The 26,478-nt window shown below is 35.5% G+C and carries 22 protein-coding genes; 15 read left to right on the forward strand and 7 right to left on the reverse strand.

All coding sequences use genetic code 11. The annotated features are described in order from the left end of the window. Positions 1-18: 18 nt before the first annotated feature. Complete coding sequence (locus I586_RS14985; RefSeq protein ID WP_010763718.1) at positions 19-972, reverse strand: ABC transporter ATP-binding protein; 954 nt, start codon at positions 970-972, stop codon at positions 19-21. Next, entirely contained in the window at positions 973-1,299 is a 327-nt protein-coding gene (locus tag I586_RS14990) for an ArsR/SmtB family transcription factor (RefSeq protein ID WP_010763719.1), read from the reverse strand. Between the two features lie 236 nt (positions 1,300-1,535). Here I586_RS14990 and truA point away from each other — a divergent pair, with 236 nt between their 5' ends. Beyond that, on the forward strand, positions 1,536-2,273 hold the full coding sequence (truA, locus tag I586_RS14995) for a tRNA pseudouridine(38-40) synthase TruA (protein WP_010763720.1): 738 nt from the start codon (positions 1,536-1,538) through the stop codon (positions 2,271-2,273). 301 nt (positions 2,274-2,574) lie between these two features. Then, complete coding sequence (locus I586_RS15000; protein ID WP_010763721.1) at positions 2,575-5,574, forward strand: LTA synthase family protein; 3,000 nt, start codon at positions 2,575-2,577, stop codon at positions 5,572-5,574. Between the two features lie 114 nt (positions 5,575-5,688). On the opposite strand, the gene I586_RS15005 is transcribed toward I586_RS15000, so the two are convergent. After that, entirely contained in the window at positions 5,689-6,564 is an 876-nt protein-coding gene (locus I586_RS15005) for an alpha/beta hydrolase (RefSeq protein ID WP_010763722.1), read from the reverse strand. Between the two features lie 233 nt (positions 6,565-6,797). On the opposite strand from I586_RS15005, the gene I586_RS15010 reads away from it, so the two are divergent. From I586_RS15010 to I586_RS15050, 9 genes are all read left to right on the forward strand, one after another. After that, the gene (locus tag I586_RS15010; protein WP_010763723.1) at positions 6,798-7,457 is read left to right on the forward strand and encodes a DUF998 domain-containing protein; all 660 of its coding nucleotides are present in this window, start codon (positions 6,798-6,800) and stop codon (positions 7,455-7,457) included. A 177-nt stretch (positions 7,458-7,634) separates the two neighbouring features. Then, positions 7,635-8,024, forward strand: a complete 390-nt coding sequence (locus I586_RS15015; RefSeq protein ID WP_010763724.1) for a DUF1307 domain-containing protein — start codon at positions 7,635-7,637, stop codon at positions 8,022-8,024. A gap of 200 nt (positions 8,025-8,224) precedes the next feature. After that, positions 8,225-9,190: a DUF4767 domain-containing protein gene (locus tag I586_RS17010; protein ID WP_010763725.1), complete on the forward strand. Its 966-nt coding sequence runs from the start codon at positions 8,225-8,227 to the stop codon at positions 9,188-9,190. 183 nt (positions 9,191-9,373) lie between these two features. Then, the gene (locus I586_RS15025; RefSeq protein ID WP_010763726.1) at positions 9,374-10,294 is read left to right on the forward strand and encodes a phosphatase PAP2 family protein; all 921 of its coding nucleotides are present in this window, start codon (positions 9,374-9,376) and stop codon (positions 10,292-10,294) included. Positions 10,295-10,499: 205 nt separating this feature from the next. Then, on the forward strand, positions 10,500-11,813 hold the full coding sequence (locus I586_RS15030; RefSeq protein ID WP_010763727.1) for an NCS2 family permease: 1,314 nt from the start codon (positions 10,500-10,502) through the stop codon (positions 11,811-11,813). A gap of 145 nt (positions 11,814-11,958) precedes the next feature. Further along, entirely contained in the window at positions 11,959-12,327 is a 369-nt protein-coding gene (locus tag I586_RS15035; RefSeq protein ID WP_010763728.1) for a MarR family winged helix-turn-helix transcriptional regulator, read from the forward strand. A gap of 85 nt (positions 12,328-12,412) precedes the next feature. Beyond that, complete coding sequence (locus I586_RS15040) at positions 12,413-13,516, forward strand: NADH-dependent flavin oxidoreductase (protein WP_010763729.1); 1,104 nt, start codon at positions 12,413-12,415, stop codon at positions 13,514-13,516. A 227-nt stretch (positions 13,517-13,743) separates the two neighbouring features. Continuing rightward, the gene (locus I586_RS15045) at positions 13,744-14,019 is read left to right on the forward strand and encodes a hypothetical protein (protein ID WP_010763730.1); all 276 of its coding nucleotides are present in this window, start codon (positions 13,744-13,746) and stop codon (positions 14,017-14,019) included. Positions 14,020-14,161: 142 nt separating this feature from the next. After that, positions 14,162-14,644: a GNAT family N-acetyltransferase gene (locus I586_RS15050; protein WP_010763731.1), complete on the forward strand. Its 483-nt coding sequence runs from the start codon at positions 14,162-14,164 to the stop codon at positions 14,642-14,644. 14 nt (positions 14,645-14,658) lie between these two features. On the opposite strand, the gene I586_RS15055 is transcribed toward I586_RS15050, so the two are convergent. Continuing rightward, positions 14,659-15,684: a YdcF family protein gene (locus I586_RS15055; protein ID WP_010763732.1), complete on the reverse strand. Its 1,026-nt coding sequence runs from the start codon at positions 15,682-15,684 to the stop codon at positions 14,659-14,661. A gap of 105 nt (positions 15,685-15,789) precedes the next feature. Further along, positions 15,790-16,386, reverse strand: coding sequence for a lipoprotein BA_5634 family protein (locus tag I586_RS15060; RefSeq protein ID WP_010763733.1), 597 nt, complete (start codon positions 16,384-16,386; stop codon positions 15,790-15,792). 201 nt (positions 16,387-16,587) lie between these two features. Between I586_RS15060 and I586_RS15065 the strand changes: the two genes are divergently transcribed. Continuing rightward, positions 16,588-17,805: a DUF998 domain-containing protein gene (locus I586_RS15065; protein WP_010763734.1), complete on the forward strand. Its 1,218-nt coding sequence runs from the start codon at positions 16,588-16,590 to the stop codon at positions 17,803-17,805. A gap of 73 nt (positions 17,806-17,878) precedes the next feature. Here I586_RS15065 and I586_RS15070 read toward each other — a convergent pair whose 3' ends face one another. Both I586_RS15070 and I586_RS15075 read right to left on the reverse strand, forming a co-directional pair. Then, a complete protein-coding gene (locus I586_RS15070) occupies positions 17,879-18,736 on the reverse strand; it encodes a sce7725 family protein (protein WP_010763735.1) in 858 nt (285 codons plus the stop codon). Continuing rightward, entirely contained in the window at positions 18,736-19,407 is a 672-nt protein-coding gene (locus I586_RS15075) for a hypothetical protein (protein WP_010763736.1), read from the reverse strand. The genes I586_RS15070 and I586_RS15075 overlap by 1 nt, the downstream gene beginning before the upstream one ends. Before the next feature lie 387 nt (positions 19,408-19,794). Between I586_RS15075 and I586_RS15080 the strand changes: the two genes are divergently transcribed. The 3 genes from I586_RS15080 (at position 19,795) to I586_RS15090 (ending at position 26,380) form a co-directional block, all read left to right on the forward strand. Continuing rightward, positions 19,795-24,237: a bacterial Ig-like domain-containing protein gene (locus I586_RS15080; RefSeq protein WP_010763737.1), complete on the forward strand. Its 4,443-nt coding sequence runs from the start codon at positions 19,795-19,797 to the stop codon at positions 24,235-24,237. Between the two features lie 103 nt (positions 24,238-24,340). Then, positions 24,341-24,952 carry a bacterial Ig-like domain-containing protein gene (locus tag I586_RS15085; protein ID WP_010763738.1) on the forward strand — a complete coding sequence of 204 codons (612 nt, stop codon included), beginning with the start codon at positions 24,341-24,343 and terminating at the stop codon, positions 24,950-24,952. Continuing rightward, positions 24,953-26,380, forward strand: coding sequence for a helix-turn-helix domain-containing protein (locus tag I586_RS15090; RefSeq protein WP_010763739.1), 1,428 nt, complete (start codon positions 24,953-24,955; stop codon positions 26,378-26,380). Positions 26,381-26,478 lie beyond the last annotated feature (98 nt).

Genomic DNA, 26,478 nt, shown 5'->3' on the forward strand with positions numbered 1-26,478 from the left:
AAGATAGCGTATCTCCTTTTACTGCTTTGATTCTTGAGCGGTCGAATGAGCATCCACGTGACGTTTTTCTTCTGTGATTTTTAGAAACAGTTCTTCTAAACGATTTGATTTGTTACGAAGAGAGAGAACTTTGATGCCTTGTTTTGTCAGTTGGTCAAATAATTCATTGATTCCTTGATCACGCTCAACTTCTACAACAAGTGTCCGTTCATCTTCAAAACTACTGTTATACCCAATGATTTCAGGTTGTTTCTCAAAATCTTCTAAATCAAAAATAAACGTTTCAAATTGTAGTTTCGCTAGAAGTGTTTTCATGCTAGTGTTTTCAATTAGTTCACCCGATTGGATGATCCCGATATTTCGACAAAGCATTTCTGCTTCTTCAAGATAATGAGTGGTTAGGATAATGGTGGTGCCATTTGCATTTAATTCTCTTAGAAAATCCCACATTTCTCGTCGTAACTCAATGTCCACTCCTGCTGTAGGCTCATCTAAAATAAGAAGACGAGGTTCATGCATCAACGCACGAGCAATCATTAATCTTCGTTTCATCCCGCCAGAAAGCATCCGTGCGCGCACATTCCGTTTTTCCCATAGATCCGATTGTTTCAGATATTTTTCGCTTCGTTTTAGTGCTTCTTTTCGTGAAACACCATAATAACCAGCTTGATTGACAACGATTTGTTCGACGGTTTCAAAGGGGTTGAAATTGAATTCTTGAGGGACTAATCCAATTTGTTGTTTTGCAAGGACCAAATCATTATCAAGATCATAACCAAAAACATTTACTTGTCCTGAAGTCTTATTGACCAGTGAGGTGATTATACCGATCGTAGTGGATTTACCAGCACCATTTGGCCCAAGTAAGGCATAAAAATCGCCCTCTTCTACGGTTAAATTAATTCCCTTTAACGCTTCGACACCTGTTGCGTATACTTTTTTTAGATCTTTTATTTCTAGTGCATAAGTCATTTAATTGCGATCTCCTTTTGTTTCTTTAGTATTCTGGCAAAGACAATCTTCTCCGCTATCCGAAAGTAATTGCACCATAGAAGCCATAAAATCTCTTACAAATTCTTCTTTTAACGTGTAGTGATGCCATTGGCCTTGCTTGTTTACAGAAACAATCCCAGCACTTTCTAAAACTTTCATATGATGTGAAAGAGTCGGCTGCGTAAAATCAAAATGTCTCAGTACATCACAAGCACACATGCTACTATATGAAAGTAAATCGATGATTTTCATTCGGTTAGGATCGGCCATAGCTTTGAGTACTAAAGAAATTTTTTTGTAATCCATTTCGATTCCTCCTGAATATAGATGGACGTCTATATAGAATATAGATGAACGTGAATATAATGTCAAGTAAATCTATTATAAAAAAGTGACATGAAATAGACTAAATAAGAACAATTGGCTAGTTGAAGTATAAAGCGACGATACTTCATCATACGCAGTAATACTGTTATAATAGAAGCTAAGATAAATAGAATCAACGAAAAAATTGTGTTTTTAAGAGGAGTAAGTAAAAAAATATGAGAAACATTAAGTTAACGATCGAATATGATGGCACTAGATACCTTGGCTGGCAAAGACTTGGGGATTCGGATAAAACGATTCAAGGGAAAATCGAAAATATTTTAACCCAAATGACACGGACCAAAATTGAAATCATTGGTTCTGGCCGAACGGATGCTGGCACGCATGCAAGAGGACAGATCGCCAATTTCAAAACGGAGAGTAAAATAGTTTTACCAGAGATGATTGAATTTCTAAACCGTTATCTGCCACAAGATATCGTTGTAAAAAAAGCAGAGGAAGTTCCTGAACGATTCCATGCTCGATACAATGCTAAAGGGAAACAATATAGCTATTTTATTTGGAATGATGTGATACCTTCTGCCTTTGAGCGTAATTATAGTTTTCATTACTCTGAAACACTTAATTTTGAGTTGATGAATGAGGCATGTCGTAAATTGACTGGAACCCATGATTTTATTGGTTTTTCTTCTCTCAAAAAGACAAAAAAATCGACGACCCGGACGATTGATAAACTCTCAATTCGAAAAGAAGGGAATCTAATTCATTTTACCTTTGTTGGAGATGGTTTCTTACATAAAATGGTTAGAATCTTGATGGGCACACTTTTGGAAATCGGGTCAGGAACATTGCCACTAGATGTTATTGATGAAGTATTTGAAAGTAAAATCAGGAGTGAGGCAGGAATGACCTTACCTGCGCAAGGGCTATTTTTAGATGAAGTTTATTATTGAGTTTTGAAAGATATATAAGAAGACACATAAAAAGACCAATCATTCTACTAGCTGATTGGTCTTTTTGCTGATTTTATCTATTGATGCACCTTAATCAGTGAAAAGTATGATTTTCCAAAAAGCTAGACATTGAAAAGTCGTTAATTTAGGGAATAACCAGCTTTAGTTTAAGAGGAGAGGTGAACAGCTTAAAACCTTAAAATATGCTGATATTCGTGATTTACGTCGATTGATTTATGTTATACTAGCAGAGGTATGAAATAAATACAGTGTTAGATTTAATGAAAAGGGAGCTTTTGTAGTGAAAGAAAAGTCATTAAGGCTGAATTATGTTCCAATTATTATAGCCTGTTTATTTATGGTGGTTCAAAGGGTGTTGCAATCTGCAACGGTTGTTCCAGAGTATGGTAGTTACCTAAGTCGTTTTTATCTTTATCAAGTGATGAATACCATTGTGATGGTGGGGGTAAATATTTTCCCGCTTTATCTCGGATTCAATTCAGAAAAGATCAAAGAGAAGAACGTGTTTAAAAACATTAGCCGATACTATTTAATGTATATTGGTACCTATTTTTTAGTAAATATTTTGTTCTATGTTCTTAAAAATGCATTGAATATGCGGGACTATTGGTCTATTTTTTTTCCAATCAGTCAAAATCACTATGGTTATGCCGTTTCTTGCGTGCTGGCCTTGTTATGTTTACCGAATATCGTGAGGTGGTTGGATACAACTTCCGATCAACAGATAAAAAGTGGGGTAATGCTTACTTCGTTCTTATTTGTAATACTGCCAACTTTGTTTAATAAAGATATTTGGGTTGTACAAGGTGGAAAAAATAGTGTCTGGATTTTTTATTTGTTCTTTGTTGGGTATGCGCTGAAAAGATTAGCGCTAATTCAAAAAGTACGTTGGCCGTTTCTTCATTTGATTTTTAGCATTAGTTTGTTAGTTGGGTCTATTTTTGTCATGACCAAGATTTCCATGTTTATGCATGGTGATGTATCGACGGCAACACGTTTTTGTGTACCATTTTCAGTGTTTGGGATGTATTATACGTTGAGTTTATTTGCAACTTTATCCCGTATGAAAAAACTTAGATTGAAAGTATCAGCTTCAATGATTGCCACGACGTTGATAAGTACTCAAGTTGCAATCAATTCACCTGTTGCGACTTATTTTGTTGGCACTTTTTATAAAAAGCCATACGAAAATTCAGGTGCTCAGTGGTTAAAAGCAATCGTAATCTTCTCGATTCTATGGCTGAGTGCGTCAATTTTATTAATCATCATTAATGTGTTAGCACAAAAAACAATGGTGTTTAAATGGTTGGAAAGGTCGTTAAGAATCGATTCACTGGATGCGTTGAAGAACAAGATTTCTAGTGTGCTAAAATGGCTCTCACAAAAAAGAAGGCTTGTTTTTGCAGCAATCTTCTTTTATGTTTTTACGATCATCCAGATGTTTTTGATTTCTGAATCTCAAATCAATATAAGTGTATCCGATACTGTTAACTCGTATGCGTTTATTTTATTGAAACGACAAGCGCCAATTGTATTGAATGTTTTGATTATTATGTTGTTTTTCTTGTTTGTATTCGTTCTTACGAATCGATTTTGGCATTCCTTTATTTTGACAGTGATGCTTGATTTGTTGATAACGATCACCAACTATCTGAAGATTTCATTACGTGAAGAACCATTATTGCCAGCGGATTTAAAAATGCTGACAGGGATCAAAGAAATTCTTGATATGGTTAATCCGTTTATTATTCTTATCGGAGTGATCGTCGTCGTTCTATTAGCAATATCCAGCTATTTATTAGAGCGCAGAACAAGACAACGGTATGATTTAAAACCAAATGGGAAAAAAAGAGTAACGGTTATGATGATTATTCTCGTGTTTTTTTCCAGTCTCTTTTTTGTCAATCATAAAAATTCACCCTCTTACTTAATGTTCAATCTTTTCAGAGTGAATCGCTATTTTTATAATCAAAAATTAGGTGCTCAAATAAATGGACCAATCGTCCAGTTTTTGAATAATATCGATATTAAGGTTATGGAGCGACCAGCAGATTATTCTGAAGCGACAATCAAAGAGATTATGAAAAAGTATGATCAAGAAGCGAACGCCATTAATAGCAATCGATTAGACTGGGCGGACAATGAAACGGTTATTTTCAATCTAAGTGAAAGTTTCAGTGATCCTATGCGAGTGCCTAATTTGACTATCGAGAAAGATCCGATTCCGTATATTCGTCAAACAATGAAGAAAAATACGAGCGGCTGGATGTTGTCAAATGGTTACGGTGGTGGAACGGCAAATATGGAGTGGAGTTCATTAACAAGTTTGGACATCAGTAATCTTTCGCCAACTCTCCCAACGCCATATACCCAATTAGTGGAAAAACAGATGGTTTCTCCTAATATCACAAATCTGTTTGATGAAAGTATAGCGATCCATCCTTATGTTGCGACGCTTTATAATCGGAAAAAAGTATTCGCCAAGTTCGGTTTTGATAAATTCTACTATTTAGATAGTCCAAATGAACTGACTTATCAAGATAAAATCGATGAACATATTTATATTTCCGATGCTTCTGCTTATAAAGAAACCTTAGAGAAAATAAACGATAATCTGGATAAAAAACAATTTATTCAAGTATCTACGATGCAAAACCATATGCCGTATAAAGAAAATTACTATCATGCAAATGATTATTCATTTAGCGGCACAGCTGTTGTGAAAGACCGACAACCAGAATTAAACACGTTTATGCAAGGGATTCATTACACGGATGAAGCTGTAGAAGAGTTTATACAAGAGTTGGACAAGATTGAAAAACCGATTACGTTTGTCTTTTATGGAGACCATTTACCTTCAATTTATAGTGGCAATAATATGAGTAAATATGGTTTAGTTCAGCATGAAACGGATTATTTTATTTATAGCAATCGTTATAGTCGAGAACGAAGTAAAAAGCTAGATAAAAAAATTGTTTCTCCATATAATTTCCCAGCATTGGCTTTAGAGCAAGCGAATATTAAAGTAACGCCATTTTATGCGTTGATGACAAAAATTACGAATGACGTGTTGGCCTCTACGACAGATCCTTCAGCGAGTATATCTAATAATTATAATGGTCAAAAAATCTTTGTTACGGATAAAAATGAAACCATAACAGAAGATAAATTGACAAATAAGCAAAAAGAAATACTGCAGGATTATCGCTTGATCCAATATGATTTAACAGCTGGTGAAGAGTATGCATCTGCATGGGCAGTACAATCACTGAATGAATAAAATAGTGCTTAACGAAACATGAAAAAAAGCTCGTATGTCGATTGATCATACGAGCTGTTTTTTTAGTTTATCAAGTGTCTTTCCGTAATGTTACTGAGCGCTATCAATCAGTTTTTAGGCAAGAAAGTCTTTGAAAAAAGCCATTTCCTCATCATTGCATTGTTTGGCAATATCACTTTTTTGATTTAAATGAAAGACATGTCCTAATTCAGAATAATCTGGACTTGCATAGAGTTGGCAATGTGCTTTAACGCCTTTTTCGTTCAATAAATCTGTCAGTGGTTGAGCAAGATCCTTTAAAAAGTCATGCGTAGCAGTTGTAACAAAAGCAGGTGGAAAGTTGGCTGTGATGTAGGCTTCTACTGGAAATTGCTTTTCAAGAGTAGGTGTGATTGTTTCACCAAAGTAATATGAAAAGTCTTGATTGATAGGGGTATCTTGTCCAATAAAATAAGCGCCACAATTCAAAGCCACTGCTTTAAAATGAACAGTAGCAACCGGAAATGAAAAGTTTTGTGCGTAAGTTGAGTTGCTCGTTAACGTGGCGTATTGTTCTGCCAATTGAGCTCCAGCGCTATCGCCAACCAAAAAGAGATGATCAAGATCAACGTAATAATTTTCCACATTTTCGATTAGCCAATTCATCAGAGTGTTTGTATCTTCTAAAGGTGCTGGATAGTGATGTTTTGGGGCTAAGCGATAATTAAAATTTACAACAGTAAAACCTTGTGTTGCTAAATACATCGTATAAAAACGATACAGCTCTTTATCCCCATAAAAGAACCCACCACCATGAATATTGATGATCGTTGGCAAGCAAGTATTTGTGCCTTTGGGATAATAGAGATCAAATGTATTTTCAACACCATGAGGTCCATAAGATAGGTTCTTGAACATTTCGAGTGTATCTGGTTCAGTCAAACCCGCATCACGCTGTTCATCGCTTGCTCTTATTTGACTGCGCATGGTTGGGATATCAAAATTTTGCATAATTATTGTCCTCCTAATGAAGTATGTCTTATAATTCTATTACGATTGGCAGTAGATATGCAAGCGGTTACTGTTAGGATTAGTAAAATAATTTTTTTATAAAAGTTAAAATAAAAAACTGAGAGATAACAAACTTTTGTTCATTGAAAGGATAAAACGTACTAAATTCTTTTATACACGCGTATAATTGGAATAGCAGAATAGACGACATTTTTTTGCATAGGAGGTTAACAATGACTATTCTTAAAAGATATGGCATTCATTTTTTATTAGTAGGGGCAATCAGTGATTTTTTAACCCCTTATATTTTGGGCTTTTTTTATCCTAAGATGAATCAAGGAACGATGGTGATCAGCGTATTTGGTGATGTAGATAGTCCAGTTAGAGAGGCTTTTTTAGTTTGGTCAGTGGTGTCAGGTGTCTTTTTTGTCTTTGCAATACCAGCAGTCTATCAAGCATTCAGTGATACGTCTCCTATAATAGCTAGTCTACTTGCCTTAGCGATTGGAGCGTATGGTATAGGAGATTGTATTTTTACAGGATTATTCAGTATCAATACTGAGCAAGCAACATGGAATTTATCGACGTGGATTCATAATATTGGGTCTGGTTTAGGCTATGTAGGCTTTTTATTCTTCCCATTTATTTTGTATGTATTCTATCAGAAACAGGGGCAAAGGGAATACAGTAATCGATATTTGATACTGTCGCTAGTTAGCTTCTTTTTTGCTACGATGTACGGATTAGCCAGAATTCCAGTAATCAATCAGTTCCCATTACTCAACCAAATTGGACTTTGTCAAAGAGTTAGTTTTATCTTTAATTATTTACCGATAGTCTTTTTTGCACTAAATCAAATGAAACATGAACAAGTTAGGCGTGTAAAAAATTGAAAGAACTCGGCGTTTTCGTGGATACAATCATTGCTGCTTATCTTTTGAAAAATGACTATACTTTCTTATAGAAAAATAATCTCGGAAATATCCTTTAGATATGTATTAATTATCTCGTTTTGTTTTAACGGAAGAATTGATATAATGTAAAATGTAATTAAAATTTAGGAGGACAACATGAAAAAATTTCTAGGGGTATTTTCAGTATTGGTAATGGTATTTGTTTTAAGTGGATGTGGTGGAAAGGCCGAAACAGATACATTCACACAATCGCCTATGGCAGGAACGGATGTTTCAATCACTATTGAGCACAAAGGGGATAAAGTAACGAAAGTATCTTGTAAAGCTGTTTTTGATAATGAAAAATTATTCATTACAGATGAAGACATGGCGAAACAAGTAGCAGACGCATTTGAGAAATCTTCGAATTTGAAGGATTCTAAAATGAAGTATACAGACAAAGAAACCGTGATCACCTATGAGGCGCCAGAAAATAGCGTGAAAACAGGTACTAGTTTTAAAGAGGGCGAAAAACAATTAACAGATATGGGCTTTAAGAAAAAATAATCTTAAATTCAGTATGTCTATAAAAAAAGAAGGAATCGTGGGTGAGAAATCGAACCCACGATTTTTTTATGTTAACATCATCCAATCCCCAATAAAACAAGCTTTAGATGAAATAAACGTACAACAAAGCTTGTCATGAAGAGAAGAGTAATAGATAATGGAGATAGGAGAAATGAAACTTATAAAAGGAGTGTACACGTATGAAAAAGATAATCATTGTGATGAGTTCGTTTTTCATCATTGGTTTGGTAACGGGATGTTCAAATGAGAAAAACGGAACTTCAGCGACGAGTGAGGTTACCGAAACAACAACCAGTAACAAAAAACAATCTGAATACGATGCAGCAATGTCAAAAGGGAAAGAAGCGATTGTTGATAAAGATAGTTCGAAAGCGATAGGCGCATTTCAACTAGCTTTGGAATATAAAAAGGATAGTAAAGAGGCGAAGAAGATGATAGAACAAGTCACGTTATATCAAGAAGCCGTTTCTTTAAAAGAAGAGAAAGACTATTCGAATGCTTTAAAAAAATTGTCAGAATTAGGCATGTCTAAAGAGGGATCAATTTCTCTAAAAAGATATGGAAAAGAACTGACCGATGAAATAAACAAGGAGCGAGCTAAAGAACGAGCTACGAAACGTGAAGCAAGTAAAAAAGAAGCAGAGAAAACGGCTGAGACCACAACGCAAACGAAAGAGACACCAGCACTAACGCCAGCACCGACACCAACACCCGCGCCCGCTGCAACTACTTTATGGAGTCACCAAAAAAGATTGGAACTATTTTCGTTCATGCAAAGTTGGGGGAGTGTGATGGGACAAACGTATTTAGAATACGCTCCAGGGACGGAAGCGGATTGGTATGGATATAGTTTCCCAAGCGTTTTGTCTAATAATAATATCGCTGTTGGAGGAAGCCAAGCAACGCTGCAATGGTCTACAGATGGAAATAGCCGCGATATTTATAACGTTGTCGCTATCTATTCAGATATCGCTACGACAGATAAGTTAAAAAGACATTTGTATCTGTTTACCATTTTAAATGGGCAACCGATTGTATTAGTAACAATGCAAAATCAAGGGAATAATGAAAATATGATTTACTTTGATCAGTCACAAAATGCAGATTTGAACAATGGATTTGCTACTATCGTAGGGAATGGATAGAAATGTATCCTAGCTAAAATAGTCAAAATAATATTGTTTAGGTTTTAGGATAAACTCATTGAGTTTTATCCTAAAACCTTTTTTCATTCATACCTTTACTTAATTTTAACTAAATCTATACGAGTATCATATAATAACGCAACAATCTTTTTTTACAATTGAAAGTAGATAGGAGGTTTATTAATGAATGTTATAAAAGAAAAAAGAGAGTTAGTAACACTTGGATGTTTAGGGATGTTGTTATTGGTTGGTGGACTATGGGATAAACAAATCAGTCAAGGACTGATGAATCAGGGGTCGATAGTGGGTACTTTTTTTCAAAATTATGGCTTGATTTTTCCAGGAATTATTATTTTTATGGCCACTCAAATTTTTATGTACTATGCGAAAAAAAGTGATTTATCCAGTTTTTCTAAGGGAAGTATCTATGTTCTTGCCATTGTGGCAGGAGGCTATCAAATCTGGCAAATGATCAAAATCATGCTTTTTTACACAGTAACTTCGCTAAACAACAGACAACATAATCAGCCACTTGGCGCTGCGAATAATGATGGTGGTGGGGCAATCCATTTTCCACAATGGTTTTTCCCAGCTTTAGTCCTACTTTCTTTACTGACTTTTGCGATAGGATGTGTCTTGTGTAATCGTTGGCTGAAAGAAAAAACGCTTCAGGAAATGAATGGGTTAGTCGTTGTTGGATTAGGTGCTATCGTTGCAGTTTATACGGCGAATACGATTGTAGATGTGATGAAAGGACTTTGGGGAAGGCTACGCCCTTATGAACTACAAAATAATTGGTCAGAGTTTACAAGTTGGTTCAAGATCAATGGAGTAAACGGACACAAATCCTTTCCGTCAGGACATTCCGAACAAGCGTGGTTAGCCTTGTATTTACCACTGTTTGTTACCCCGACAAAGAAAGCTAAACGGCAGAAAATAACCATTTTAGCAAGTGTATTTGGCTGTTTAGTCGCTTGGTCAAGAGTTAGGATCGGGGCTCATTTTTTGAGTGATGTTGTGGTTGGGTCTATGATTGCTATTTTTGTAGTATATGTTGTATCACGTCTTTTGAAGCAACGATTAGATGGAGAAAAATTAATCTAACAGTCTAGGAATTGAATAGTGAAATGACAGGTGCTCTTAGCAAAGAAAGCCTGTCATTTTTTTATTCAAAAAGTGGTACAAGCCGGTACAGTTCAATCTTATTGTTTACTTATTCCCTTCTTTATTATATGATTGAACACGTTGTTTACGTAATAAAATGCAATTTTATGAACAATTTATTATTCAGTTTTTAGGAGGATATCAAGTGAAAGAAAAAATTATTTCCTATTTTGAAATCGATCAATTAAATACGACGGTTAAACGTGAGTTTTTAGCTGGATTTACAACGTTTATTTCAATGGCGTATATTTTATTTGTAAACCCAACAGTTTTGGGCGCATCCGGAATGGATGAAGGAGCTGTTTTTACAGCAACAGCACTAGCTAGCGCATTAGGGTGTATTTTGATGGGGATTTTTGCGAAATATCCAATCGCAACAGCACCAGCTTTGGGGATCAATGCCTTTTTTGCTTATTCAGTTTGTGTTGGAATGGGGATTCCTTGGGAGACTGCGTTAGCCGGTGTTTTTGTCGCGTCATTGATTTTTATTTTGATTACCGTATTCAAACTACGTGAATTGATCATTGATGCCATTCCAGCAGATTTAAAATTTGCTATCTCAGGCGGAATCGGTCTATTCATCGCATTTCTAGGTCTAAGTGAAGGGGGAATCATTGTTTCTAATGAATCAACATTGGTTGCTTTAGGCCCCTTGAATGTTGGAACGACCTGGCTGACTATTTTTGGTCTAATAATTACGGCGATCATGATGGTACGTCGTGTTCCAGGTGGTATTTTTATTGGAATGACTGCGACGACTATTTTAGGATTAGTAACGGGTTTGATTGATATGCCAACTAAAATCGTTTCAGCTGCACCTAGTCTTAAACCGACTTTTTTAGTTGCATTAAAACATGTTGGAGACATAAATTCTCTACAGTTATGGGTCGTTGTGTTGACATTTTTATTAGTGACGTTCTTTGATACGGCTGGAACACTCGTTGGTTTAGCGAATCAAGCAGGCTTTATGAAAGACAACAAAATGCCTCGTGTTGGAAAAGCATTAGCCGCAGATTCTACAGCGATGTTAGCAGGTTCTCTTTTAGGAACTTCTCCTGTGGGCGCGTATGTAGAATCATCTGCAGGTATTGCGGTGGGTGGACGTTCTGGATTGACAGCTGTGACAACAGGCTTATTCTTCGTTGTGGGCTTGTTTTTCTCTCCATTGCTTTCAGTTGTCACATCACAAGTAACTGCACCAGCGCTAATTGTTGTAGGTGTATTGATGGCGCAATCACTTAGTCAAATCAAATGGAAAGAAATGGAAATTGCCATTCCTTCTTTCTTGATTTTGTTAGGCATGCCATTAACGTACAGTATCTCTGATGGGATTGCACTTGGCTTTATCTTTTATCCAATTACAATGATCGCTGCAAAACGTGGCAAAGAAGTATCACCGATCATGTATGCATTATTCTTTGTCTTCGTAGGATTTATGTGGATTTTAAACGCGAATTAAACGTTGAATAATAAAGAATCAAAAGTCATGGGACTACAATTCCATGGCTTTTATGTTACGAGTGAGGTTTTAAAATTTTGACTTTTCTACCAAAAACAAGCAAAATGTAACTAGTTGAAGAGAAGAGTCTGGGAGGGATGAGTAAATGGAAACACCTCTTATATCGCAATGGCTGGATTCTGTAAAAAAGCAGTCTATTGTTGAAAAAAAATTAGAAGAAATGTTAAAGCAAAAGAATCAACTTACTACAAGTGAATATTATGCCTTATACCAATTGAAACAAAATGGTTGTCATATGCGACTGAACGATTTAGGGAGCTATTTGTGTTTGAGTCAAAGTGCCTTATCTCGTTTGATCAAAAGATTGGAAGACAGAAGCCCTTCTGTGATTGAAAGAAAAAATTGTTCAGATGATAAACGTGGTGTATATGTTGATTTGACTGATGAAGGTACAAAACTGTTGGCCTCAGTTGAACAAGAAGTGGATGCCATTTTAAAAGAGTATTTTAGTTAAAAGGCTAATGAGTTGCTTTTTAGTCTTTTATTCTTTATTATCTATTTATATGCATGCGCATGCATGTTAAAGAGGAGGAAATTTGATGAGTAATTTAGATTCAGGTTTAACGTTTAAAAGAGGACTACACTTAAAGAATAGACTAGTTGTTGCACCGATGACGACAAAGATGTCTTTTTTTGACGGTGTTGTAACAAATGATGAAATAGACTATTATGCATTACGAACGGGTGAAGTAGGTGCATTTATTACTGCAGCAGCGAATGTTCATGAAGGAGGCAAAGGCTGGGATGGAGAGTTAGGTGTCTATGACGATCGGTTTATTCCAGGTCTTGCTAAGTTAGCGGCTGCTATTAAAAAAAATCATACAAAAGCGATTCTACAAATTTTTCATGGTGGACGTATGACAGATTCGAAAGTATTACAAGGCGTACAACCTGTCGCACCAAGTGCTGTAGCGGCTGAACGTCCAGATGCACAAACACCAAGAGAGCTAAAGGAAACAGAGATCATTGAGATCTTAGAAAGCTTCAAACAAGCAACAAAACGAGCCATCAAAGCAGGTTTTGATGGTGTAGAAATACATGGAGCAAATACCTATTTGATCCAACAATTTTTCTCTCCACATTCTAATAGACGAACAGATGAGTGGGGTGGCTCGTTAGAGAAACGTTTTAAGTTCATTAATGATTTGGTTGATGGTATTACAGCAGTCGTTGATCAATCAGGCGTCAAAGAGTTTGTTGTAGGCTATCGTTTTTCACCAGAGGAATATGAAAATCCAGGGATTCGTTTAAGCGATACGCTATTTTTAGTAGATCAATTGTCTAATAAACCGTTAGATTATTTACATTTGTCAATGAGTAATTATAAAAACCATTCCGTTAGTGATGAGTTTAAAGGAAAACCAATTATCGACTATATCAAAGAAATGATCAATGGTCGACTTCCACTGATTGGTGTCGGGGATATTAGAACTAGTGCTGATGTAAAAGAAGTATTGGCAACAGCTGATTTAGCAGCCGTTGGTCGCGCAATATTAATTGATCCACATTGGGCACAAAAAGTGTTAGATGGACAAGATCACTTAATAAGAACAGAACTTTCTCACTATGACCGAGATGAATTACGAATCAGCAATGGCGTTTGGGGATTTTTAGAAGGCATGATGCCAGAGCGTCTGAAATAAACGATTCTTCATTCAAAAATGAGCCTATAAGTAAGCAATTACTTATAGGTTCTTTTTTTGAATGAAACGTATTAAATAAAACGATCCATCATGAATTGAAGCGATTATCAGTTTAATTTATAAAGAGAAATCGAAAATAAGTTGTTTATTATCCAAATATCTAGTACAATTTCATTATAAAGAAAAATATTTTTTTGGTCTAAAAAATTATTAGGAGGTAGGGCGTAATGAGTAAAAATTATCTGAATTATGTAGGTGAAATCATCACAGATGTTGAATACCATGGATTAGGGGAACCAGAAGGTTTTTTGGAAGTTCATATGGATGTAGAATTACCATTTAGACTGTACTGTAGAATGGGAGATGAGGATTGGGAAGAAGTGACAGAGCAAGGACGCCTAGCACTGATCGAGCAATTACAAGATAAAAAATCAAAGTTTTCTAAAAGTGATTATCGTTTTTACACATTGGATTTCTATCTTGCCAGTTTAGGTGGCTTATAAGGTTTGACCCAAAATGAAAGCGCTTGATAATCGAGCGTCTTACAATAAATAAACGCCTTTTATGACATGATAAGGGGCGTTTATTTGTATTTACTTTAAACGATAAGAGTGGGTACAATAGAGTAAAAAGACGAGGTGCAAAATGACACTGAAAATAGAGAAAGTTGATGTAACAAATCTAGATTTACTAAAGTTGATCGATGAATTAAATGCTTTTTTCGATCAAGAGTGGGGAACGGAAGTAGCCAAAGGGTATCAAAATCACCATAACTTAACTGAAATGGCCTGTGCAGTGGTTGCTTACGAGGGAGATACGGCAGTCGGTTGTGGCTGTTGGAAACTTTTAGATGAACAAATACCAGAAATAAAACGTATGTATGTAAAACAAAACAGTCGAAATAACGGGACAGCTGGGGCAATCATTCAACTATTAGAAGCGGATATACTGGGAAAAGGCTATCAACAAGTGGTTTTAGAAACGGGCAAGGAAATGGTGAACGCCATTCGTTTTTATGAAAAACAAGGGTATCAGATGATTCCGAATTATGGGGAGTTTGTTGGTGATGAACGTTGTGTATGTATGAAAAAAACACTAAAAGAAGGATCAACGAACCAATCGTCATGATCCTTCCTTTAGTGTTATATAGGCAATACGCTCCAAATAACTGAAATCAAACAAATTAAAATCATCGATACTGTAAACCACTTGTACTGTGTTAATAAAGCGATATACTCGCGAATAAGTGCAGTTGGTAAAAAATACAAAGCAGTGGGAGCGCCAATACCTTCGGCTTTTAAATGTGCCTTTCTTGCGTATAAAGCGCCTCTTAGCACATGGTAATTGTTTGTTGAGAATAAAACGGTAGGCGTATGGTCTTTAATTTTCCAATCGTCAAAAATAATCTTTTTTGAAAAAGTCATATTTTCAAAAGTTGTTGTAGATTGATCTTCTACTAGAATTTGAGCTTCTGGGATTTGCTGTGATAGTAAGTATTTTTTCATGGCAAACGCTTCTGAGACAGGCTCATCTGCACCTTGTCCACCGCTAACAACAATCTTTGCATTGGGATTTTTATGATAATATTCGATTGCTTTGTCTAAGCGACTTTTAAGTAACGGAGGAACTTCTTCACTTCTGATACCAGACCCCAAAGTAATGATATAATCTACCTTTTTCTTACTAGGAATCATTTGATACATCCACGAATAAAATAAGTAACACGTAAACAGAAAAGAAAAAAGTAAATCACTCAACAAGACAAACATTAAAAAGGAGAATAGCCACACCGAGATATGGTGTGTTCCTACAGATAATAAATAGAAAAATAAAGGTATCGTGATAAGAAGATTAACACCTAGTAGTGCTGAAAGTTTCGCGGTAACACTCCGCCCTTCTTTTGTCTGCATGGTATGTGTATTGAAAATAAAAAAGGCACATATACCCAAAAATATCAGAGGAAATAATGCATAAACAATAAGAATGACTAAAGTGGAACTAGTTGCAGAAATCTCGCCTAATTTTATCAATCCCATCATTAATAAAATCAACGTAAGGAACAGGCCGCCAAATGCAAAACTCATACCTCCAAAAAAACTTCTCCGCTCTTTTAGTAAAATAATGACTCCGACAATAATAAAAATACAAGGAACAATAGCCAGTTGCATGTTATCTAACTCTCCTTCACCAAATAAATAGGATGGAACAAAAGCACATACTTTTATTCCATCTTTTATAAAAATTTTGTAAGAGTAGACAGTGTTGTATTTTGGTTAATCTCTACTCTCGTTATATAGTTGACACATTTCTAATTTATTATAATTGATTAAGGCTTTAGATGCATCTGTTTTGACTTTTAAGACACCTAAGTGAACGGCAGAGCCAGTAAATTCACTGTATTGCGTATCTGGAAGGATGAATATACTCGTAACGTAAGCGGAAGACTCACCTAATGTCGCGTACTCATGAACCATTGAAGGAAATGCTTTATTTGCTTCGTCTGTGATCAAAGGGGATTCCTCTTTTGAGAAGAACGTTGTTTCATTTTCGGAAATGTGTTTTATCGATTCAAATGAATAATCATTTTTTGATTTGGTCACTTTTTGGAAGCCATTAAGCGCCATAACTTTTTTTGCATCTGTTACATTCAATACAAGCATTTTGGATTTTTCGACCCATTTTCCCTCCACAGTAACAGCTTTTTCGATATCTTTTTTCTGTGAGTTGAGTGCATCATTTACCTTTGTCCCATCTTTATCTAAAACGATTATGCCGTAGACCGGTTTATGGCGAAACGTATTATACAGGAGCAGTCCCCCCGTAGACAAAATGACTAGACTTAAAATAGAAATTATAATTTTTTTTAACATGAAAACTCTCCTTTTGTAAGCTATTTAACGTTAGTATATAAAAGAAATAAAATAGCAACCATCGATTAAAGACTATAAAAACGAACAATAATGAAAGATAAAGAACAGTGTGTGTTGGGATTTTATCACTAAAGCTTGCTTTTAAGCGCAAGAAATCTATAATGTTTATGAGATGGTACGTTAAGTCTAAGGGGGATAGGTATGGAAGAAAAACAATTTAGTATAACAATACCTGAAAAAATAGTAGAAGAGTTTGATTTAGAAAATGAAGAAGAAGTCATTTTAAGCATCAAAGATCAAAAAATAGTAATTGAGCCGAAAAAGAAAGTCGCTGGAAACCAGACGTTGTCATTACGATGGTTTTTGATTCCAACAACGGTGATCAGTCTGTTATTTTTAGGATACCTCATCTATACTGATAAGAGTCAAATTGCCTTGGTGGGAGCCTATTCAATTGCAAATTTTGTTCTGTCGTTTGGTGTATTGAGTGGGGTGTTTAGTTTCTTAGTTTTTTTTGTCAAAGGGAAAAGAAATCAAATCACCACGCAATCAAAAGATATCTATTGGCGAAATTTTCCTACGATTTTATTATCATTCATTGTCATTTTAGTCTTTTCTTTGTTAGTTTTTTTCAAAGTGATCGGGCTGGTTTTTATAGGGGCAACATTTGATCGCTATACTGCGACGCTGTTGTTTTTCGTATTTGTGGGATTGGTCAATTACTTCATGATTTATTCAGCGTTATCGATCACACCAGCTAAATTAACTAATTTGTTGATTTTTGTCATTATCGGTGGTGTTCTATTGGCGATGATCACAAATAAAGATTATCAGTGGTGGCAATTTAATTTTAGCTTTTTAGGAACAATTGAAGCGAAAAGTAGCTGGCAATTCAATTTAACGTTGATGTTCTCTTCTTTATTGATGGTTGCTTTGATCGACGGGCTATTCGTAGAATTGCAAAAAGCGATTCCACACAGTAAAAGATTAACGATACTAAGAATTCTTTTGACATTGACAGCTTTGGATCTTGGGGCAGTAGGATTATTTCCATACACTGAAACTGGCCCGTTTCAAGGAGTGCATAATCAAGTTGCAGGTTATCTCGTTTATTTAATCGTTGCTTTAATCGTAGGGATCAAGTGGTTATTACCCAATGTAACGAAAGAATTTTTATCTATCTCTTATATGATTGCCGCAACATTGGTCGTGGTTGTAGTCTTATTTCAATGGACAAGTTATCTGTCATTGACTGCGTTTGAGCTATTGGCTTTTATGTTAGCATTCAGTTGGATTGTGTTGTTACTTCAAAACTTGCAAAAAATGGCACAAAATCTCAATAATAGTTTTCTAGTTAAAATTAAATTAAATCCAAAAAAGCAGGTAGTTGAGACAAAAGAGGACACTTCTGGAAAATAAGTGACTGTATCAAGTGGGCTAAAACAAAAGAAAGCAAACTGTAACGTTAAACGTTAGAGTCTGCTTTCTTTTGTTATCTATCAAGATAACGCGACATAAGTTCCATATGATGCATTACTGCAGCTTTTCGCATAACGCCCATACCAGGGAATTTATCAGTTGAAACAGCTTCAAGAAGTACTTCAATGCCTAATGTTACGGTTTCTCCACATAATTTAGTTTTCCATTCGTTCACTTCATTCATCAGTTCAAAAAATTTATCCTTTTGAGTAGGTAGGTCTTCGCTAGAAAGAAAATGGTGGATGCGTAAATGATCCCCCTCGAAATAGACGAAATGCAAACTCAACATTTTTGAAGGATAGCTGTGTTCGTAATAGATTCGACTGTCGATAGAAAAATCACTAAACCCAACAAACCCGCTTTTTTTGTAGGTCAAGTGAGTATCTGAAAAGAATTCATCCGCACATTCTTGATAGAAACTTGATTTAGGTAGTCTGGTGAAGGGATCTTGCGAAATGATTTTAGACCCTTTGATTTTTTGGAGTAAACGGAACTCTTTTGGTACTAGAACCTTCGTTTGATTGGTTTGCCAATCACTTTCTAGTGCAGGTGTTGAATGCCCAATCACAAATAATTGTGGCTCTTGTTCCACTGTTTCAATAGGCTGTTCAACGATCATTGCTTTATCTAAAGATAATGAATTTAGGTAAAGAAGTCCATCTTCTGTTAAAAAATCGCCCGCCTGAGGATTTTGTACAAGATAGAACGGTTGGTTTTCCCTTTGAAATACATGAATAAATTTTTTTAGAGCATTAGAATTTTTAACAGGTTCAATAATTGGAAACAGTTGAGTGGATAAACGATGTTGTTCTACTAAGGTCGTCAAGGCGAATAAGTCAAATTGTTTTCCGCGAAAATAAGGATAGTACATTATTTTTCCTCCAAAAGACGTCGCTCCAATTCAAAATAAGCTTCACGAGTTGCGTCTAATTCATTTTTTAAAGCTTCGACTGCTTGCGCACAACAATCTTCTACGAAACGATCATAAAAATTTACGCCTCCGCCAAACAAGTCATAATCTGGTTGTCTCTTTTTCAATTCTTTATAAAGTTGATCCGTTGAAAATGCGCGTAGACCACGTGCTGTTTGCTTCGCTTTGCCAACTTCACGAGCTTGAGAAGTGATTAAACGAAAAAGTAGTTCTTGTTCATTCACTAAAAGCGGCTGCCTTTGCGGTTTTTTCTCTATTGTGAAGTATCCTGGTAATAGTTGATCTTCCGTAGAAAGATACTGATGGTAGACCATCACACCAATATGGCTTGGTATTTCTTCTTTTACTTTGGTAAAAAGAGCAGCAGGTAATACAAAATAGTTATAATTTCCAATAAAAGATAATTTTGCTTTTGAGCGGAAATCCGCTTTGCTAGCTTTTAATTCATAACATCGCCATTCAAATTGTTTTTCATTGGTTAGACGACAACTTAGTGTATCAACAATGCCTTGCTCCTCAGGCATCGTGACTTCTTCTACTACTATATCCCCATTCTCTCGACAATAATAATAAAGAACTTCTTCCATTTGAGTTGTTAATGACGTTTTCATGCTGAACTCCTTTTTTCTGTTTCTTATACTATAAAACGTATGTTCGTAAAAATAAAGTGTTTTTTCTTCTTTCCTGTTTAAAAACGGAAGATGATTAAATGATGAATGAGGGATAATTAGTTTGTAGAATAATTTAATGACCGATTAAAAAATATAATTTTAATATCTATAATAAAAATATCGAATATAGAACGTTTTATTAAAAAGGAAATCCATAACTTTGATCATCATAATTCGCTGTATGTCTTGATAAGGGTCGTTGCTTACTCATTAATAACAAGAAGTATGTTTTTATTTTTTATTAAAATATAAAAAAATAAACATTATAAAGTTTAAAAAAGTATATTATATAAATGGATAAAAATATTATTAAAAAGGAGCTTGCTCATGAAAAAGAGAAAATTACATATATTTATGCTTGCGATATTACTTGCACAAAGTCTTAGCCCAACTGTAAGTGCATTTGCCACGACAACTACGGAGGACGACTCTCAAACTGAACAAACCGCTGATACATCAGCAGAATCAGAAACGAGTGTGTCAAATGATGAAGTAGAACAAGCGACAGAAAATCAAGAAACGAAGATCAGCGAATCAGCTGAAAGTCATAATCCAACTATAGAGAGTGGAGCTAAACCGTTAGAAACAACGGAACCGTCAACTTCTGTAAGCGCACCTGATGCTACTGTGAAAAAAGTAGAGACGAAATCAGCAATTGAAGATGAAATCTTAGCAAATCTGACAATCACGAATATGGGCGGCGTTGAATATAGCCAAAGTTCTTTAAATAGAGTCCTAAATTCAACACCAGTAATGGTAAAACTAAATTTTGTGGTTGAAGACAAAGACTATGCGCCGGGTTCAGTCTATACTATGACGTTACCTGATCATCTTGGGTATTCAGATATCAGCGGCGAAGTGGCAAACGTTGGTGCTTTGTGGTCAGTCAATGCACAAAGTAAGACAGTAACGATCACATTCAATCAGCGTGTTACAGAGACACAATTTAATTTAGATCTGAAAAGTTATGTGTATTCTGATGCAGAACCATTAGTGACCGTTAAAACAACAGGTCAAACCATTAATCAATACAATTTTGATTTATATGAAGATGTGGCTCCTATCAAATATGAAGAAGTGACTAATAAGTATGGGATCAAAGGAAATATTTATTATAACTTGGATAGAGAATTGTCTGGTAGCCAAACGCTAGAATTAGGAATGTCTGCTTCACCAGGTGCAACATTTTTTAATACCTCTACAGAGCAAATCGGTGTTTCTTCATACGATGTAGATATCAACGGAAATATCATTCCAGGCTCACAGCAGATTTTAGTGAAGGATCAAGACTACACTCTTGATGAAGACACTGCCTATCGAGGTGCAGTTACGATTACGAATATGGACAAACAAAAAGCATATGCCTTATCCGTTGATCGTGCGTTGGCGTTACAAAATGTTTCAAATTATTCCTATAGTTTTTATAATCGTTATCCTACAACAAAATTAGGGTCCGTTACGTTGAATCGTACAACTGGACAGTATGGTGGACTTGAGTTTATAGCAAAAACAAGTAAAGACCAAAAATCATTAAAAGAAGCTTCATTAGCGTCACTTCAAGGAGCAAGCTTGCAAGAAAAAGGAAATTACTATATTAATATTTATGATTTTCCTACACAAACGAAAACAGGAGAACAAATCATTTTAGAAAGTAAAAATGGACAAAAAATCGACGATTATAAAGTTTCAGCGATTGATATAGACTATCAGCAAGTTCAAATCACGGACTTCTTTGATGTGAAAAAAGAAGACAATAAACTGATTCTGACAGCAACGAAAGATAGTTTTTTAAAAATAAGAGCAGATAAGCTTGTCGTTCCATTTGAGCAAAAAGACATAGACATTGTTTTGAGTACGCCGGTGGTCAACGGAGGAAAAGAAATAATGTTGGTATCAGATCAATACTTACAGCCAATCTCAATCATTAACCCTAATAATGTAGAAACCGCTTGGGGTAATTATGAGGCAAACGGTGCCTATATGGGCGATACAACGATTGCAATCGAAGGGAGCGAAAAGACTCCTGTAAAAAATGCAACGATCAAAATCGAGCATCCAAGCTATCTGAAGTTAAGAGAACCCAAAGGAGACTACTCTTATTATAAATTAAATAAAGACTATACTATAACGCCTGTTGCTGGGGGCACAGTAATCAAATTCACGACGCCAGTTACCCATTCGTTCAATCTTGATTTAGGGTTTAATTATGTACCAGATAGTTTAGAAAAAAATAAAAGTATTCCAATCGATACACTTCCAGTGACGTTGAGTACAGATGATTTTACAGCGGTAGATACAACCGTTAGAACCGGGAGAAAACAATATTCAGAGCGGACACTGCAAGGAAGTAAAAATCAATTTCTAATCAATGCTAGAAATGACTCGTTTGATTCATTGAGCGTAACAACTAAAATTCCAGACGGTGCGGATGTAGTGTTTGATATTTATGATGTTTCAAATGATCAGGTAGACTCGATTTACCCTCAGTATTGGGATCGTGGACAGTATTTTGACAAACCATTAGCGCCAACTAGTGCAGCCTATCCTAAGATCACCTTTGATGAAGCCACAAATAGCTATAAATTTGATTTTGGCAAAACATCGAAACGCTACATTATAGAATACAAGTATGCGAATGGCTGGATCGATACTAAAGCGATCACTGTGACAGGAAGTGCTACTGAACCACTTTATGGCGATCAGGTAATGAGCGCATTTGTTTCCGTGAATAATGAAGGGACAGAGATTTTATCGGCAACCCAAACTAGCCATGAAACACTAAAAAACGTAACGAAAAATGAAGTGAAAACAAAAAATATCAATAATGAGACACGTAAAGTTAAAAATCCAACCTTTGAACTTGCGACGAAAGGTACAACAAATGCTGGAATTGATTTAAATTCAATCTCCGTATCAAATGTGCCGCAAGATGCTTATACGATTAAACAAACAGCAACAGGTGCCCAAATCATTTTCGAAAATTATACGCTAACACAAGATGTGACGATCACCTACAATACGATTTCTAAAAATGCAGGGCAAGTATATACAGAAACAATCATTAGCGCTGATAATTTGGATAAGATGACAGAAGCTCGTAGAACAGTTACGACAACGCCAATTGTTTTGAGATTTTCTGATGGAGACGCAGAAGGAATCGTATATTTGGCGCAAGCACAATTTCACACGTATAATGAAAATAACCAAGCAATCAATATACCAAATGTCCCATTTGAGCTCATCGATAATGTGACAAATAATCAAACAGAGTTTACGACAGATGAAAATGGGGAATATCAATTTGATGCGATCATGTCAGGTGATTACACAATAAGAGTAACGAATATCCCAGAAGGATATACGGTTGCTGACGAGTATATCAATGGGAAAACGATCAAATTGACAAAAGGCTCGAATAACATCGAAATCCCACTTGTAGAAAAAACTGATTTAAGTAGTGTTAGCGCAAAAGACTCAACAATTTTCTTAGGAACAACTTGGAAACCAGAAGATAACTTTACTGGTGCTACAGACAAAGACGGCAACTCAGTTACGTTTGACCAGATAAGCGTAGTGGGAACAGTCGATACTAATAAAATTGGTGATTACAAGATTACGTATCAGAATCAAGGGAAAGAAGCTGAAGCAATCGTTTCTGTTGTAGATAATCAAGCTACTTTAGCTGTCAAAAATTCTACTATTTATGTAGGTGATGCATGGCAAGAAGCGGATAACTTTGTATCGGCAACAGATGAGAACGGGAAGGCTGTGCCAATTGAAGAGATCACTGTAAGTGGAGTCGTGGATACGACAAAAGAGGGTGTTTATCCTGTGACATATAGCTTTGGCCAAGAAGTAGCAGAGGCTAAAATCACAGTATTACCAAATCAAACGACCGTTTTCGGAAAAGATTCTACCATTGCTGTCGGGACTAACTGGACACCTAAAGATAATTTTGTATCGGCCACCGATAAAACAGGGAAAACAGTAGCATTCGATCAAATCAAAGTGACTGAAAATGTTGATACGACAAAAGTTGGCGATTACGACGTTGAATACGACAATCAAGGTCAAAAGCACCAAGTAATCGTACATGTAGTTGCAAATCAAGAAACACTTGCAGTGAGAGATTCAACGATTTATGTAGGTGATTCTTGGCAAGAAGCAGACAACTTTGTCTCTGCAACTGACAAATACGGAAAAAATGTTCCTATTCAAGATGTTACAGTAACGGGAAATGTAGATACGACAAAACCTGCAGTTTATGAAGTTGTTTATGGATCAGGCAAGTTAAAAGAAACAGCTAAAATTACAGTAAAAGCCGACCAATCAACACTAATCGTCAAAGATTCAACGATTTATGTAGGAGATGACTGGAAGAGCGCAGATAACTTTGTCTCAGCAACAGATCGTGATGGTAAAGATATTTCATTTGAAAAAGTAGAAGTCACAGGAAGCGTTGAAACGAAAGAAAAAGGCGAATACCACGTAACCTACACAACTAAAACAGATGAAAAAATAGAACCAAGTAGAACGAAAAAAGTGAAAAATACTGAGACTCAACTAACAGCTACAGCCAAAATCACTGTACTTGAAAAAAATGCAGCGAAACCAAATCAGAACCAAACCCATATTTCTAAAACAACCAAACAAGCAAACTACCCGAAAACAGGCGAAAATGACAATCATTCTCTTCGCTTGGTAGGCGTATTAGCTATAGCGATCACACTAACAGTCGTGATTCGACTAAGAAAACGAAGAACAGATTAACTTAACGATAGTAAGAATTTGGGCTAGAACAGAAGCAATGTTGAACGTGCTTTTGTTCAGGCCTTTCTTCAATTTTATTGAACTTTAGGGGGCAAACGACTAGGTGAAAAATAAACCATTTATAGTAGGGACAGCCTTACTCTTTTCGTCAGCACTTTTTCTGCATTTTGAAACGTTTTATGGAGCAGAAGCAACAACTCCAGGAAAGTACAAAATGACCTATGAAGTAGATGGAAAAACTGAGACTGCTATAGTTGAAGTAAAGGAAAATCAAACGGAACTTCTTTTGAAAGATGTCACTATTGAACAAAATGAAAGCTGGTCACCGTTAGACAATGTGGTGTCGTTAAAGGATAAAACAGGTGCGCCATTGAATATCAACGAGGTCACAATCAAAACAAATGTAAATAATCAAGAAGCAGGGATGTATTTTGTAAAGTTTTCATATGAAAACTACAGTTCTGTTGCGAAAGTATCGGTCAGCCACTTGGCAAAACCATCGCGCAAAAATAGAGCAACAAATCAAATGAATTATTATGAGCCAGACGAAAAACAAATCAAAATCATTTTGAATGATGAATTGATGAAAAATGAACCTGCTAAAAAAAGGATGGACGAAACCATTTCAGGAGGAGCAGAGAGTGGTTCCGCAGGTTTTGGAAGTATGTTAAGTTTCCTGTCAGGTACACTTCTGTATGGAACAAGGAGAGTTTAAATGGATTTCTTGTTATTAGACGATCGAGCAAATTTAAAGCTATCAATTATTCGGAAATTAGAACAACACTACTCATTTTCAGAGCGTAAAGATAGTTTATGTGAACAACTACATATCTCTCAATACCTTTTAGAACGAAGTATCATAGAAATAAATGAGGATTTAAAAAGATTTGAATTGATCAATGAAATGGAATTGATTGAACAAAATAATGAAATTATTCTATTTCAAGAATCTCAAATATCGTCAAGTATTGTTGAGGAAAGGTATTTAAAGTATTCATTAGAATTTACATTGTTACAAACAATATTTTTCAATCAGTTTACTTCAATCAAAAAATACGGAGAAAAACAAGGAATGAGCCGGACTGTCGTGTATAAAATCGTGGACAGAATTCGCCAAGAGCTAGCGCAATATGATATAAAATTATCTAAAACATTTCAGCTAATTGGGAATGAAATGATTATTCGTCAGTATTTTAGTATGTTGTACTATCGAATTTATAAGGACTCTGATGAGCTGTATAATCAATCCGATATTCTATCAGTCAATGAATTGCTTTCTGCGATTCGATTGCAATGTGAAGAGGCAACTAATTTTTATCTTTTTAAACACTATGTATTTGTTATGTTGGAGAGAGTAAAGCGCAAACAAAATTACTTTTTACCGAGTGATTTCAAGTCCGCAGATTTTGACAAAGAAAAGTTTATTTATCAAACAATCGAACGATGGGCAAATCATACACTGCAAGGAACCAACCGAGAAAGGGAAGTTGAAATACGTGGGATGCTCAGGCAATTAGGGGTTTATCGAATGGAGTTTTGTGATCTTGAAAATGTAAGGGTCAAAAAATATGCATCCCAGTTGAAAGAACAATTTCTCTTGTACCCAGAGTTAATGCTAACAGGTCAGGAGTTTTGGGACAGCATAAATATGACGATCTATCAGCATACATTCATTACACCATTGATCGATCTTACATTACGAGTAATTGATTTGGATTTTTTTTATGAGCGCTATCCACTTGTTTTTGATATTTGCCAGACATTTATCTATCAATTAAAAAAGGATGAATTCACGTTTAGTAAAAAATCACTCTTCTTCAATTTATTACTGGTCGTTTCTCAACAATATGATCAAGAAAGCGAAAAAAGTACGATCAATATTCATGTGAATTTTACGCAAGGGGAAAAATACAATCAATTTATCCAATCACAAATTCTGATTTTTGATTCCTTTAGCATAAATTTTCAGCCTGTCGTACATCCAAATACAGACTTGATTGTTTCAGACTATCTTCCCAAAACAACATTTTCAGCACGAAGCTTGATTTGGTTAGCGCCTCCTAGAGCAAGTGATTGGCGTAATTTTGGAAATGAGATTGTGGAAATCAATAAAAAGCTGCAACTAAATAAAAAACGAATGTAATGTTATTTAGTAAGCGAGTGAGAAAAAGTACAGTAGACTTTTTCTCACTCATTTTTTCTATATAGAGAAAGACCTAGAAAATAATACGATCCATGATT

Source organism: Enterococcus moraviensis ATCC BAA-383, from assembly GCF_000407445.1.
GTDB classification, from domain to species: Bacteria; Bacillota; Bacilli; order Lactobacillales; family Enterococcaceae; genus Enterococcus_L; species Enterococcus_L moraviensis.

Excerpts from the sequence above, each read along its gene's own strand:
- I586_RS15090 (WP_010763739.1), top strand. The coding sequence starts at position 24,953 with ATGGATTTCTTGTTATTAGACGATCGAGCAAATTTAAAGCTATCAATT.
- I586_RS15010 (WP_010763723.1), top strand. The coding sequence starts at position 6,798 with ATGACTATTCTTAAAAGATATGGCATTCATTTTTTATTAGTAGGGGCA.
- I586_RS14985 (WP_010763718.1), bottom strand. The coding sequence starts at position 972 with ATGACTTATGCACTAGAAATAAAAGATCTAAAAAAAGTATACGCAACA.
- I586_RS15070 (WP_010763735.1), bottom strand. The coding sequence starts at position 18,736 with ATGTACTATCCTTATTTTCGCGGAAAACAATTTGACTTATTCGCCTTG.
- I586_RS15045 (WP_010763730.1), top strand. The coding sequence starts at position 13,744 with ATGAGTAAAAATTATCTGAATTATGTAGGTGAAATCATCACAGATGTT.
- I586_RS15005 (WP_010763722.1), bottom strand. The coding sequence starts at position 6,564 with ATGCAAAATTTTGATATCCCAACCATGCGCAGTCAAATAAGAGCAAGC.
- I586_RS17010 (WP_010763725.1), top strand. The coding sequence starts at position 8,225 with ATGAAAAAGATAATCATTGTGATGAGTTCGTTTTTCATCATTGGTTTG.
- I586_RS15015 (WP_010763724.1), top strand. The coding sequence starts at position 7,635 with ATGAAAAAATTTCTAGGGGTATTTTCAGTATTGGTAATGGTATTTGTT.
- I586_RS15055 (WP_010763732.1), bottom strand. The coding sequence starts at position 15,684 with ATGCAACTGGCTATTGTTCCTTGTATTTTTATTATTGTCGGAGTCATT.
- I586_RS15065 (WP_010763734.1), top strand. The coding sequence starts at position 16,588 with ATGGAAGAAAAACAATTTAGTATAACAATACCTGAAAAAATAGTAGAA.
- I586_RS14990 (WP_010763719.1), bottom strand. The coding sequence starts at position 1,299 with ATGGATTACAAAAAAATTTCTTTAGTACTCAAAGCTATGGCCGATCCT.
- I586_RS15040 (WP_010763729.1), top strand. The coding sequence starts at position 12,413 with ATGAGTAATTTAGATTCAGGTTTAACGTTTAAAAGAGGACTACACTTA.
- I586_RS15060 (WP_010763733.1), bottom strand. The coding sequence starts at position 16,386 with ATGTTAAAAAAAATTATAATTTCTATTTTAAGTCTAGTCATTTTGTCT.
- I586_RS15050 (WP_010763731.1), top strand. The coding sequence starts at position 14,162 with ATGACACTGAAAATAGAGAAAGTTGATGTAACAAATCTAGATTTACTA.
- I586_RS15035 (WP_010763728.1), top strand. The coding sequence starts at position 11,959 with ATGGAAACACCTCTTATATCGCAATGGCTGGATTCTGTAAAAAAGCAG.
- I586_RS15080 (WP_010763737.1), top strand. The coding sequence starts at position 19,795 with ATGAAAAAGAGAAAATTACATATATTTATGCTTGCGATATTACTTGCA.
- truA (WP_010763720.1), top strand. The coding sequence starts at position 1,536 with ATGAGAAACATTAAGTTAACGATCGAATATGATGGCACTAGATACCTT.
- I586_RS15075 (WP_010763736.1), bottom strand. The coding sequence starts at position 19,407 with ATGAAAACGTCATTAACAACTCAAATGGAAGAAGTTCTTTATTATTAT.
- I586_RS15025 (WP_010763726.1), top strand. The coding sequence starts at position 9,374 with ATGAATGTTATAAAAGAAAAAAGAGAGTTAGTAACACTTGGATGTTTA.